Genomic DNA, 12332 nt, shown 5'->3' on the forward strand with positions numbered 1-12332 from the left:
CCAGATGCGCACGACCGTCGGCATCATCGGCGGCGGCCCCGCCGGCCTGCTGCTCGCCCGCCTCCTGCACCGCGCCGGCGTCGACTGCCTCGTGCTGGAGAGCCGCGACCGCCGCTACGTCGAGGCGCGCCAGCGGGCCGGGATCCTGGAGCAGGGCACGGTGGACGTGCTGCGGGAGTGCGGCGCGGGCGCGCGGATGGACCGGGAGGGGCTGCTCCACCGCGGCATCGAGCTGCGCTTCGAGGGCCACGCCCACCGCATCGACTTCCCGGCCCTGACCGACGGGCGGTCGGTGATGGTCTACGCCCAGACGGAGGTCGTGAAGGACCTGGTCGCCCTCCAGCTCGCCGACGGCCCCCCGCTGCTGTTCGGGGCGGAGGTCCTCGGCGTCGAGGACCCCGACACCACCACGCCCGTGATCCACTTCCGGCACGAGGGTCGCGAACAGACGCTCACCTGCGACTTCGTGGCAGGCTGCGACGGCTTCCACGGCGTGGCCCGCCGCGCGATCCCGGCCGAGCGCACCGCGGTGTTCGAGCGCGGCTACCCGTACTCCTGGCTCGGCGTCCTGGCCGATGTGCCGCCGTCCTGCGAGGAGCTGATCTACGCCCGCCACCGGCGCGGTTTCGCCCTGCACAGCATGCGCTCCCCGCAGGTCTCCCGGCTCTACCTCCAGGTGCCGGCCGGCACCGACCCGGCCGACTGGCCCGACGAGCGGATCTGGGACGAGCTGTCCGCCCGCTTCGCCGTCGACGGGGCCTGGGCCCTCGAACGCGGGCCGATCACCGCCAAGTCGGTCACCCCGATGCGCAGCTACGTCCAGGAGCCGATGCGCCACGGCCGGCTGTTCCTCGCCGGCGACGCGGCGCACATCGTGCCGCCCACCGGCGCCAAGGGGCTCAACCTGGCCGTCACCGATGTGGTCACCCTGGCCCGCGCCCTCACCCTGCACCACGAGACGGGCTCCACCGAGCTCCTCGACAGCTACTCCGAGACCTGTCTGCGCCGGGTGTGGCAGGCCGAGCGCTTCTCGTCCTTCATGACCGACACCCTCCACCCGCACCCGGACCGGACCCCGTTCGAGGAGCGGCTGCAACTGGCCCAGCTGGAGCGGATCGCCGCCTCCCCGGCCGCGTCCGCCGAACTCGCCGAGAACTACGTCGGTCTCCCGCTCTGAATGACCGCGCCCAGCCGACGCCGAACCGTGAGGTGACATCAGCGGCTGACGCCGCGGAGCCGCGCCCAGAAAGGGATATGAGGCCATGTCCGAAGCGACCGCACCGAACACCGCCCAGGAGCCGGAGGCAGCGCCCAGAGGCTGGAAGCCATATCACACCCTGTGGGCCATGCTGCTCGGCGGCTGGCTCTTCTCCTACGCCGACCGCACCATCACCGGCCCGGTCGTCACCTGGCTCATCGACAACGACCACGGGATGCTGGGCTCCGCCAGCCATCCGCACGCGCTGGGCGGGCTGATCGGCAGCCTCTTCTTCGCGGGCTACATGCTGACGCAGTTCCCCGGAGGCTATCTCGGGGACCGCTTCGGGCACCGCGCGATGCTCGCCATCTCGCTGCTGTGGGCGGGCGTGGCGACCCTCGCCAGCGGGCTGGTCAGCGGGCTGATCGCCTTTGTGGTGCTGCGCGTGCTGACCGGGCTCGGCGAGGGCGTCTTCTACTCCAACGACCGCACCCTGATCGCCCAGCGGACGCCGCCCGCCAAGGCCGGCCTGGGGATGGGGGTGGCGATCACCGGTCTGGCCATCGGGCTGACCATCGCGACCATCAGCGCCCCGTATCTGATCGACTGGGGCGCGGATGTGTTCGGCCACGAGGACGCCTGGCGGATGCCGTTCCTGGTCCTGGGCGCCGCGACGCTCGTGTTCGGCGTGGTCACGGCCGTCTATCTGCGCCGTATCGGCGGCCCGCTGCGGGCGACCGGCTCGGCGCTGCGGCTGCTCGGCATCTCGGGGGTGCTGTGCGCCGCGGTGCTGGCCGTCTATCTGATCGCCGACGGGGCGGGGCTGCCGAGCTGGGGCGTGGCCGTCCTGGAGTGCGTGCTCGCGTTCGTCCTCATCGGGGCGATCTTCGCCCGGCGGGGCTCACGGCTCGGCGCCGTCTCCCGCAACCGCAACGCGCTGCTGCTCAGCTTCGCCTTCATCGCGGTCATGTGGAACCTGTGGTTCTTCAGCTTCTGGTCGGTCTCGATCGTCGCCGACGCCGCGCACAGCTCCTTCCAGAACGCCGCGCTGGTCGCCACCTTCAACGCGGGCGCGGGCATCCTCGGCTTCCCCGCCGGCGGCTGGCTCTCGGACCGGGCGAAGGACCGGGGCTGGGGGCGGCGGCCGCTGCTGGTCGCGTTCACCGTGGTGCAGGGGCTGCTGGTGCTGGTCTTCGGCGCCTATCTGCAGGCCGACGAGACGCCCTCGCTGCTGGTCATGTCGGTGCTCCTGTTCGTCACCAGCCTCTTCTTCAACGCCCTGCAGCCGATGGCCCACGCGCTGCTGAACGACGTGGTCGACGCCGCAGAGCGCGGGGCCGCCTTCGGGATGTTCAACCTCGTCGGCGAGATCGGCGCGGTGATCAGCCCGGCGCTGAGCGGCACCCTCTTCGACCACTACGGAACCTGGACGCACGCCGTCTACATCGACGGCGCCCTGATGCTCGCCAGCGCCGTGCTGTACTACCTGATCCGCGAGGAGGTCCGGCGCCCCTAGGCCGCGCCTTCCTCTAGGCCGCGCCTTCCTCGTCGCTCTCCTTCACCTCGTAGAGAACCTCCAGCGCGTCCCGGACCCGCTCGGCCAGGTGGCGGGGGCAGCTCCAGGCGTCGGCGGCGAACGGCTCGTCGGGGGCCTCGAAGTCCTCGGGCGCGCAGAAGTGGTTCAGATGCGCGCCGATCAGCGCGTCGGGGTTGCCCGCGACGGCGTACCCGCGGCCCGCGATGCGCTTCAGGCCCCGCCAGGGGTGCTCTGCGGGGTGCGGGCACGGCTCGTCCAGGGGGGCGGGGTCGACGGCCTCGAAGATCTCCTCCAGCACGCCGACCACGGAGGTCGGCAGGTCGACGGCCGGTCCGTCCACCGCCCAGCAGGCGAGCAGCAGCAGGACGGCCCGCTCCCGCTCGTCCCCGGCGCCGGCCGCGTACCTGCGGGCGGCCCACAGCGCGGCGTTCTGCACCAGCTCGTCGTGTTCGGTGACCCAGGACTGCCGGTAGGTGGTGGTGAGGGTGTCGATGTCGATCCGCCCGTCGGGGAGCAGATACTCGGCGTCGAGGTGGGCGGTGTCGCGGCTGCCGAAGAGCTTGTCGCGCCCGGCCAGCAGCTGGTCCAGCGCCTCGCGGGCAAGGCCGGCGAGGAAGGCCGGGCACAGCCACCCCTCCAGGGGGGTGTGCCACCCGCCGACGCCGCCCCGCCGCCGGTACACGCCCCGGCCGCCGGGGCTGAGCAGATGGACGCCCACGGTGGCCAGCGCCGCCGGGTCCTCGCCGGTCTCGGGGTGCTCGCCGTCCCGGTGTGCGCAGGGCTCGTCGCCGAGCCGGGGCAGTACGGCCTCGAGGGCCCCGACCATCTCGTCCAGCACCCACTTGCCGCGGATGCGGCCGCTCACGGCGTACCAGCAGGCGGCGTGCAGGATGACCACGAGCCCGGCGCGGCTGTCGCCGTCGGGGAGGGCGCGCAGCGCGGCGGCGTAGTCGCAGAGCTCGTAGGCGGGGTCGACGTGGGGGTAGTCCCAGAGGATGGACCGCAGGTGCCCGGCCTTGCGCGCGTCGATGAGGGGCAGCCGGGGCGGGACGTCGGCCACGGTGCCGGGGTCGATGATGTCGATGGCCACGCGCGCGTACCCGGCGATATTGCGCGGACACAGCCACTGCTCCTTGGTGGCCGCGTCGCGCCACTGCTCGTCCTCGGCCTCACTCCTGCCGTTGCGCAGCAGCGGCAGGAGCCGCGCCAGGTGGTCGTGGCGCTCGTCCAGGTCGTCCTCGTACGGGTGCCGCCGGTGCCCGCAGGCGCGCTCGCGCAGGGCGCTGTCGGCGGCGTCGAGTGCCACCAGGGCGACGCCCTCGACGCCGTCCCCGGTGAGCCAGCCGGTGTGTTCGGCCGTCATCAGCAGGCCGAGCGTCCACAGGTAGGCGTGGTCACCCGCGGGCTCGGCGGACAGCCGCTCGGCACAGTCGCGGACGAGCCGGTCGGCCTCGTCCTTGGAGCGGCCTTCGCGGACGGCGTCCCACTGGTCGGCGAGTTCCCGGACGCGGTCGGCGGTGATGGCAGGGAAGTCCCTCATGGTCTCCCAGACGATGAGGGACCCCATGCGGGTTCCGATCGCTGAGCGGGCCCTCTCAGCGGGCGGTCTGGGTGTGGACGTACTCCACCAGTCGGGTCAGGGCCTCGGGGTCGGTGCTGGGCAGCACGCCGTGGCCGAGGTTGAAGATATGGCCCTCCAGGCCCCGGGCCGCGTCCAGCACCTCGCGGGCCTTGGCCTCGACGGCCTGGCGCGGGGCGAAGAGCACGGCCGGGTCGAGGTTGCCCTGCAGCGCCTTGCCGGGGCCGACCCGCCGGGCCGCCTCGTCCAGCGGCACCCGCCAGTCCACGCCGACGACATCCGCGCCCGCCTCGCCCAGCAGCCCCAGCAGCTCGCCGGTGCCGACGCCGAAGTGGATGCGCGGCACCCCGTACCCGGCCACGGCGTCGAAGACCTTCGTGGAGGCGGGCATCACGTGGGCCCGGTAGTCCGCGGGGGCCAGGGCGCCGACCCAGGAGTCGAAGAGCTGGACGGCGGAGGCGCCCGCCTCGATCTGCACCTTCAGGAAGGCGGCGGTGATGTCGGCGAGCCGGTCGAGCAGATCGGCCCACAGCTCGGGGTCGCCGTACATGAGGGCCTTGGTGCGCTCGTGGTTGCGCGAGGGGCCGCCCTCGACGAGGTAGCTGGCGAGCGTGAAGGGGGCGCCGGCGAAGCCGATCAGCGGGGTGGCGCCGAGCTCCCCGACCAGCGTCCCGACCGCCTCCGTGACGTACTTCACATCGTCCGGGTCCAGCGGGCGCAGCCGCTCCAGATCCGCGCGGGTGCGGATGGGCTGCCCGATGACCGGGCCGACGCCGGGCTTGATGTCGAGGTCGAGCCCGATGGCCTTGAGGGGGACCACGATGTCGCTGAAGTAGATGGCGGCGTCCACATGGTGGCGGCGAACCGGCTGCAGCGTGATCTCGGTGACCAGGTCCGGCCGCATGCAGGAATCGAGCATCGCGATGCCCTCGCGGACCTTCAGGTACTCCGGCAGCGAGCGGCCGGCCTGCCGCATGAACCACACCGGAGTATGCGAAACCGGCTCACGTCGGCAGGCGCGCAGGAAGGCCGAGTCGGCCGTGGCACTCGCCGCGGGGCGGCCGGTCTGCTGCTGGCCCGAGGGCCGCTCGTTGGCGCTCATGACCCAAATCTTCGCACGGGCCGAACGAGTGACCCGCCAACCCGGGTGTTCTTCCCCGGCTCCGGCCCCCGTTGCGCCTACTCTTCCGAGCATGGCAGCGGTTCAAGGACACCTCTCGAACGGTGCTGACGGCGCCGAGAGCGCCGACGGGGCGGACGCGGCGGGCGGGGATGGCGCCCCGGCCGTCTTCCGGCACGCCGTCACCGGGCTGTGTGCCGTGCGGCCGCGGCCTGAGGTGGAGCTCTCCCCCACCCCGCCGCCGCGGCGGCTCGCCCCGTTCTCGTACGCGCTCGAGGCGGCGGTCACGGCGGACGCGGCGGACGACGACGAGGAGGAGCTGGCCGAGGGGCGGCTGATCCTGCTGCACGACCCGGCCGGACACGACGCCTGGTGCGGTACGTTCCGCCTGGTCACCCTGGTGCACGCGGACCTGGAGCCGGAGATGGCGGCGGATCCGCTGCTGCCCGAGGTGTGCTGGTCGTGGCTGACCGGCGCGCTGGAGGCGCGGGGGGTCGAGTACCGGCAGCCCAGCGGCACGGTGACCCGGGCCAGCTCGCACTACTTCGGCGGGATCGGGGAGCGCGAGCCGTCGACCCGGATCGAGATCCGCGCCTCCTGGACACCGTCGGAGCGGCCCGCCGCGGAACCGGCCCGGGGGGAGCGCCTTCGACCGGAGCTGCCGGACCGGGCGAACCGGCCGGACCTGGCGGCCGCCCTGGGCGACGGGCCGGCCGGGGTGCCCGACACCGCCGCGCACCTGGCCGCCTGGTGCGATCTGCTGTGCCAGATCGCGGGGCTGCCGCCGGCCGGGGCGGCCGAGGCGGGGGTCGTATCGCTGCCACAGCGGCGCGGTCCCCAGCCGCGCTGAGCGCCCGCCGAGCGCCCCGCCGGAGCATTCGCTGATCAGGCTTGATCGATCAGCCGTCCTAATTGCCCGAATTGTTACTCACCAAATCGTGATCATTCCCTAAAGCCGGGCCGTATCGGTGCCGAAGGACGTGGTGACCCGTCCCACCACTTCCCCCCAGGAGGCCTGGTGTCTGTTCTCCTCGAGCAACCTTCCAGCCTGGTCGCCTATCGCCCGAACAAGCCGACGGCCATGGTCGTCGTCGCCGACCCCCGCGTCCGTTCCACCGTCACCCGTCACCTGTGGGCCCTCGGGGTGCGCGACGTCATCGAGGCGTCGTCCGTCGCGGAGGCCCGTCCCCGTATCGGCAACCCCCGCGACATCTGCGTCGCCGAGGTCCACCTCCCCGACGGCTCCGGCCTCACGCTGCTCTCCGAGACCCGCGCCGCGGGCTGGCCCAACGGGCTGGCCCTCTCCGCCGCCGACGACATCGGCGCCGTCCGCAACGCCCTGGCCGGTGGCGTCAAGGGCTACGTCGTCACCGGCACCCGCACCAACCTGGGCATCCCGGGCCGCCCCGGCGCCGCTCCCCTCGGCGCCGCCGCCCGGATGCACCGCCGCCCGCCGGGCGCCCCCGGACACCCGGGCGGCTACCGCGAGCTGTCGGGACGCGAGGTCGAGGTGCTGAGGCTGGTTGCGGAGGGCCAGTCCAACAAGGCCATCGGCGTCTCGATGGGCCTGTCCGCGCTCACCGTCAAGAGCCACCTCGCCCGCATCGCCCGCAAGCTGGGCACCGGCGACCGGGCCGGAATGGTCGCGGTCGCGCTGCGCACCGGGATCATCCACTGAGCCCCGCCCCACCACCCGCCCCCTAGCCCGTACAGGCCCCGCACAGACCGCTCACAGGCCCCGTACAGACCACTCGCGAGCCGCCCCCAGCCCCTTCCCGGACCCCCCGTACATCCCCCGTACACCGCCTGGCTCCCGCCCAGGCCACCACCGTCCACTCACGGCCCGGCGCCCGCCGACGGAACGTTCCGTCGGCGGGCGCCCTGCGTACCCGGTACGCACAGCTACCCTTGACAGGTGACCGACGCCCAAGAGACCGCAGCAGAGACGACACTGCGAACCACCGGGGGCGCTCCCCCGGACGACCTCCCCTCGGCGCCGGTCCCCTTGCTGGAACCGCGTGAGGGCATCCCGCCCGTCACCACCGACCCGGACGCGCTCGCCGAGGTCGTCGCCGCCTTCGCCGAGGGCCACGGCCCGGTCGCCGTGGACGCCGAGCGCGCCTCCGGCTACCGCTACGGGCAGCGGGCCTATCTCGTCCAGCTGCGCCGCGCCGGCGCGGGGACCGCCCTGATCGACCCCGTCGGCTGTCCCGACCTGTCCGGCCTGGGCGACGCCATCGCCGACGCCGAATGGGTACTGCACGCCGCCACCCAGGACCTGCCCTGCCTGCGGGACATAGGCATGCTCCCCGGCCGCCTCTTCGACACCGAACTGGCGGGCCGGCTGGCCGGGTTCGCCCGGGTGGGCCTCGGCGCCATGGTCGAGAACATCCTCGGATACGCCCTGGAGAAGGGGCACTCCGCCGTCGACTGGTCCACCCGCCCGCTGCCCGAGCCGTGGCTGCACTACGCCGCGCTCGACGTCGAGCTGCTGGTGGACCTGCGCGACGCGCTGGAGGAGGAGCTGGCGCGGCAGGGCAAGCTGGAGTGGGCCCACCAGGAGTTCGCCGCCATCGCCTCGGCCCCGCCCGCCCCGCCCCGCAAGGACCCCTGGCGGCGTACGTCGGGGATGCACAAGGTCCGCCGGCGCCGGCAGATGGCCGTGGTGCGCGAGCTGTGGACGGCCCGGGACAAGATCGCGCAGCGCCGCGACGTCTCGCCGGGCAAGGTGCTGGGTGACGCGGCCATCATCGAGGCCGCGCTGGCCCTGCCGACCACCGCGCGCGCCCTGGGCGCGCTGGGCGGCTTCGGCCATCGCATGGGCCGCCGCCAGCTGGAGCAGTGGCAGGCCGCGGTGGACCGGGCTCGGGCCCTGCCGGAGTCGGAACTCCCCCAGCCGGGCCAGCCGGTGGCCGGCCCGCCGCCCCCGCGCGCCTGGGCCGACAAGGACCCGGCCGCGGCGGCCCGGCTCTCGGCGGCCCGTACGGCGGTGACCGCCCTGGCCGAACGGCTGAATCTGCCTCAGGAGAACCTGATCGCACCGGACACGGTGCGACGGTTGTGCTGGGAGCCCCCGTCCGAGGTGACCGCCGAGTCCGTCGCGGCCGTCCTGCACGGCTACGGCGCCCGCCCCTGGCAGATCGAGCAGACCACCCAGGTCCTGCTGGCCGCCCTGGAGGCGGCGGCGTGACGTGACGCGCGTGGACGGGAGGGCGAATTCGCCTGTGTGACCTTCGCCCCTCCCGGAGCGGGGGCTGGGCACGATGGTTACTCATAAGTAGCATGAGGTCGTGGAGACACGCCCCGTGGGCGTGCCCGCAGCAGTGCCACCCCGCGCACCTGGAGGAGAGCCAACGTGCCTCGTACCGCTAGGGACGTCGTCTTCGTCGACGGCGTCCGGACCCCGTTCGGCAAGGCGGGTCCGAAGGGCATCTACCACGAGACCCGCGCCGACGACCTGGTCGTCAAGTGCATCCGGGAGCTGCTGCGCCGCAACCCGGACCTGCCGCCGGAGCGCATCGACGAGGTGGCCGTGGCCGCGACCACGCAGATCGGCGACCAGGGTCTGACCCTGGGCCGCACCGCGGGCATCCTGGCCGGGCTCCCCCAGTCGGTGCCGGGCTACTCGATCGACCGGATGTGCGCCGGTGCGATGACCGCCGTGACGACGACCGCGGGCTCCATCGCCTTCGGCGCGTACGACGTCGTCGTCGCGGGCGGCGTGGAGCACATGGGCCGCCACCCGATGGGCGAGGGCGTCGACCCGAACCCGCGGTTCGTCTCGGAGAAGCTGGTCGACGAGTCGGCCCTCTTCATGGGCATGACGGCGGAGAACCTCCACGACCGGCTGCCGCACATCACCAAGCAGCGCGCCGACGAGTACGCGGTACGCAGCCAGGAGAGGGCCGCCAAGGCCTACGCCAACGGCAAGATCCAGCCAGACCTGGTGCCGATCTCGGTGCGGCGCACCAGCCCTGAAGGCGGCGAGGTCGGCTGGGGTCTGGCGACCGCGGACGAGCCGATGCGCCCCGGCACCACGCTGGAGGGCCTGGCCGCCCTGAAGACCCCGTTCCGCCCGCACGGCCGGGTCACCGCGGGTAACTCCGCGGGGCTCAACGACGGCGCGACCGCCTCGCTGGTCGCCGCCGAGGACGTGGCCCGGGAGCTGGGCCTGCCGGTGAAGATGCGGCTGGTCAGCTACGCCTTCGCGGGTGTCGAGCCGGAGGTGATGGGCTACGGCCCCATCCCGTCGACCCAGAAGGCGCTCGCCAAGGCGGGGCTGACGATCGAGGAGATCGGCCTCTTCGAGATCAACGAGGCCTTCGCCGTACAGGTCCTGTCCTTCCTGGACCACTACGGCATCGACGACGACGATCCGCGCGTCAACCAGTACGGCGGCGCGATCGCCTTCGGGCACCCGCTCGCCTCCTCCGGGGTGCGGCTGATGACGCAGCTGGCCCGGCAGTTCGAGGAGCAGCCCGAGGTCCGCTACGGCATCACCACCATGTGCATCGGCTTCGGTATGGGTGGCACCGTGATCTGGGAGAACCCGCACTTCGAGGGGAACAAGTGAGCGGCATGACCACTACCGCAGAGCTTCTCAAGGGAGCGGCCGAGCTGTTCCCGGACGAGGTCGTGACGCAGGCGCACGTCCGCCATCTGGACCTGCCGCAGGGCGCAGGCCGGTTCGCCCTCATCACCCTCGACAACGGCCTGGACCACACCAAGCCCACCACCTTCGGCCCGGCCTCGCTGGCGAACCTGAACGCCGCGCTCGACCAGGTCGAGAAGGAGGCCGCCGAGGGCGAGATCGTCGGCGTCGGGGTGACCGGCAAGCCGTTCATCTTCGCCGTCGGCGCCGACCTCAAGGGCGTCGAGCTGCTGAAGCGCCATGAGGACGCGCTGGCCATCGGCAAGGGCGGCCACGACGTCTTCAAGCGGCTTGCGGACCTGGCCGTGCCCACCTTCGCGTACTACAACGGCGCGGCGATGGGCGGCGGCGTCGAGGTCGGCCTGCACTGCGCCTACCGCACCGTCTCGGCCGCGCTGCCGGCCTTCTCGCTGCCCGAGGTCTTCCTGGGCCTGGTCCCCGGCTGGGGCGGCTGCACCCTGCTGCCGAACCTGATCGGCGCGGACCGCGCGGTCACGGTGATCATCGAGAACTCGCTCAACCAGAACCGGCAGCTGAAGGGCAAGCAGGTCTACGAGCTCGGGATCGCCGACGCGATCTTCGAGGGCGCGGACTTCCTGGAGCAGTCGCTGATCTGGACCGCGTCCGTGCTGCGCGGCGAGATCGAGGTGGTACGCCCCGAGGTGGACCGCGGCGAGGCCTGGGACGCGGCGGTCGAGCGCGGCCGCGCCATCGCCGACGGCAAGGTGCACGGGGCGGCCCCGGCCGCGTACCGGGCGCTGGACATCATCGCCGCCGCCAAGAACGGCGATCTGCGCCAGGGCTTCGACGCTGAGGACGTCGCCCTCGCCGACCTGATGACGGGCGGCGAGCTGCGCAGCGGCATCTACGCCTTCAACCTGGTCCAGAAGCGCGCCAAGCGCCCGGCCGGCGCCCCGGACAAGTCCCTGGCCCGCCCGGTCACCAAGGTGGGCGTGGTCGGCGCGGGCCTGATGGCCTCGCAGCTGGCGCTGCTGTTCGCGCGCCGCCTGGAGGTGCCGGTCGTGCTGACCGACATCGACCAGGAGCGGGTCGACAAGGGCGTGGGCTACGTCCACGAGGAGATCGACAAGCTGCTGCTCAAGGGCCGCGTCAACCAGGACAAGGCCAACCGCCTCAAGGCCGCGGTGACCGGCTCGCTCGACAAGGCCGCCGCCTTCTCGGACGCCGACTTCGTCATCGAGGCCGTCTTCGAGGAGATGGGCGTCAAGCAGCAGGTGTTCGCCGAGGTCGAGGCGGTGGTGCCGGAGCACGCCATCCTGGCCACCAACACCTCCTCGCTGTCGGTGAGCGAGATGGCTTCCAAGCTCCAGCACCCCGAGCGGGTCGTCGGCTTCCACTTCTTCAACCCGGTCGCGATCCTGCCCCTGCTGGAGATCGTCCGCGGCGAGAAGACCGACGACGCCTCGCTGGCCACCGCCTTCGGCGTGGCCAAGAAGCTGAAGAAGACGGCCGTCCTGGTCAAGGACGCCCCGGCGTTCGTCGTCAACCGGATCCTGACCCGCTTCATGGGCGAGATCCAGAACGTCATCGACGAGGGCACCCCGGTCGACGTCGCCGAGCGCGCCGTCGAGCCGCTGGGCCTGCCGATGTCCCCGCTGGTGCTGCTGGAGCTGGTCGGCCCTGCGATCGGCCTGCACGTCTCGGAGACCCTGCACCAGGCGTTCCCGGACCGCTTCACGGTCTCGGAGAACCTGCGGCGCGTGGTCGAGGCGGGCAAGCGCGGCTTCTACGTCCATGCCGGCGGCAGTTCAGCAAAGCCGGAGCTGGACCCGGAGGTGGCCGCGCTGCTGCAGCAGGGCGACTCGGTCCTGACGGAGGAGCAGGTGCGCACGCGCGTCCTGGAGACGGTCGCGCAGGAGATCGGCCTGATGCTGGACGAGGGAGTCGTCGCCGAGGCGCAGGACATCGACCTGTGCCTGATCACCGGCGCCGGCTGGCCCTTCCACCTGGGCGGCATCACGCCGTACCTGGACCGCGAGGGCGTCTCGGAGCGAGTGGTCGGCCGCCGCTTCCTGGCCCCGGGCGTGGCGAGCGTCCCGGCGTAGTCGCGTTGTGTCCCGAGTGCCGGACGGGCCGGGAGCCCGTCCGGCACTCGCGTTCTCAATCGTCCGACTCGTCCACGTCGGCAGGCGCGAGAAGGCGTCTGCCTCGGCTGTCGGCGACCCGCAGAGCGTCGCGCAGCGCCTCGCACAGCCGGTGTGCCAACTACCGGAGTTCCCCGGCGCC

At 72.8% G+C, this 12332-nt stretch carries 9 protein-coding genes; 7 read left to right on the forward strand and 2 right to left on the reverse strand.

All coding sequences use genetic code 11. The features are described 5' to 3' along the window. The first annotated feature begins 4 nt into the window (after nucleotides 1-4). Together PV419_RS38840 and PV419_RS38845 are read left to right on the forward strand one after the other, a co-directional pair. Nucleotides 5-1177, forward strand: a complete 1173-nt coding sequence (locus PV419_RS38840; RefSeq protein ID WP_319697096.1) for a 4-hydroxybenzoate 3-monooxygenase — start codon at nucleotides 5-7, stop codon at nucleotides 1175-1177. 85 nt (nucleotides 1178-1262) lie between these two features. Further along, nucleotides 1263-2714 carry an MFS transporter gene (locus PV419_RS38845; protein WP_319697098.1) on the forward strand — a complete coding sequence of 484 codons (1452 nt, stop codon included), beginning with the start codon at nucleotides 1263-1265 and terminating at the stop codon, nucleotides 2712-2714. Nucleotides 2715-2727: 13 nt separating this feature from the next. On the opposite strand, the gene PV419_RS38850 is transcribed toward PV419_RS38845, so the two are convergent. Together PV419_RS38850 and hemE are read right to left on the reverse strand one after the other, a co-directional pair. Further along, a complete protein-coding gene (locus PV419_RS38850) occupies nucleotides 2728-4275 on the reverse strand; it encodes a hypothetical protein (RefSeq protein WP_319697100.1) in 1548 nt (515 codons plus the stop codon). Between the two features lie 55 nt (nucleotides 4276-4330). Continuing rightward, nucleotides 4331-5416, reverse strand: coding sequence for a uroporphyrinogen decarboxylase (gene hemE, locus PV419_RS38855; protein ID WP_319697102.1), 1086 nt, complete (start codon nucleotides 5414-5416; stop codon nucleotides 4331-4333). A 91-nt stretch (nucleotides 5417-5507) separates the two neighbouring features. Here hemE and PV419_RS38860 point away from each other — a divergent pair, with 91 nt between their 5' ends. From PV419_RS38860 to PV419_RS38880, 5 genes are all read left to right on the forward strand, one after another. Beyond that, nucleotides 5508-6284 (forward strand): DUF3000 domain-containing protein, encoded by a 777-nt coding sequence (locus tag PV419_RS38860; RefSeq protein WP_319697104.1) that lies wholly within the window; start codon nucleotides 5508-5510, stop codon nucleotides 6282-6284. A 168-nt stretch (nucleotides 6285-6452) separates the two neighbouring features. Beyond that, nucleotides 6453-7112 carry a response regulator transcription factor gene (locus PV419_RS38865; protein WP_319697106.1) on the forward strand — a complete coding sequence of 220 codons (660 nt, stop codon included), beginning with the start codon at nucleotides 6453-6455 and terminating at the stop codon, nucleotides 7110-7112. Between the two features lie 237 nt (nucleotides 7113-7349). Beyond that, nucleotides 7350-8624, forward strand: coding sequence for a ribonuclease D (locus PV419_RS38870; protein ID WP_319697108.1), 1275 nt, complete (start codon nucleotides 7350-7352; stop codon nucleotides 8622-8624). A 165-nt stretch (nucleotides 8625-8789) separates the two neighbouring features. Next, the gene (locus PV419_RS38875; RefSeq protein ID WP_319697110.1) at nucleotides 8790-10007 is read left to right on the forward strand and encodes an acetyl-CoA C-acyltransferase; all 1218 of its coding nucleotides are present in this window, start codon (nucleotides 8790-8792) and stop codon (nucleotides 10005-10007) included. A 5-nt stretch (nucleotides 10008-10012) separates the two neighbouring features. After that, nucleotides 10013-12151, forward strand: coding sequence for a 3-hydroxyacyl-CoA dehydrogenase NAD-binding domain-containing protein (locus PV419_RS38880; protein WP_319697112.1), 2139 nt, complete (start codon nucleotides 10013-10015; stop codon nucleotides 12149-12151). Nucleotides 12152-12332: the final 181 nt, after the last annotated feature.

The organism is Streptomyces sp. ME19-01-6 (genome assembly GCF_033793745.1).
GTDB lineage: Bacteria > Actinomycetota > Actinomycetes > Streptomycetales > Streptomycetaceae > Streptomyces.

Bases quoted from the DNA above. Each gene is read 5' to 3' on its own strand.
- hemE (WP_319697102.1), bottom strand. From the start codon at position 5,416: ATGAGCGCCAACGAGCGGCCCTCGGGCCAGCAGCAGACCGGCCGCCCC.
- PV419_RS38845 (WP_319697098.1), top strand. From the start codon at position 1,263: ATGTCCGAAGCGACCGCACCGAACACCGCCCAGGAGCCGGAGGCAGCG.
- PV419_RS38850 (WP_319697100.1), bottom strand. From the start codon at position 4,275: ATGAGGGACTTCCCTGCCATCACCGCCGACCGCGTCCGGGAACTCGCC.
- PV419_RS38840 (WP_319697096.1), top strand. From the start codon at position 5: ATGCGCACGACCGTCGGCATCATCGGCGGCGGCCCCGCCGGCCTGCTG.
- PV419_RS38880 (WP_319697112.1), top strand. From the start codon at position 10,013: ATGACCACTACCGCAGAGCTTCTCAAGGGAGCGGCCGAGCTGTTCCCG.
- PV419_RS38860 (WP_319697104.1), top strand. From the start codon at position 5,508: ATGGCAGCGGTTCAAGGACACCTCTCGAACGGTGCTGACGGCGCCGAG.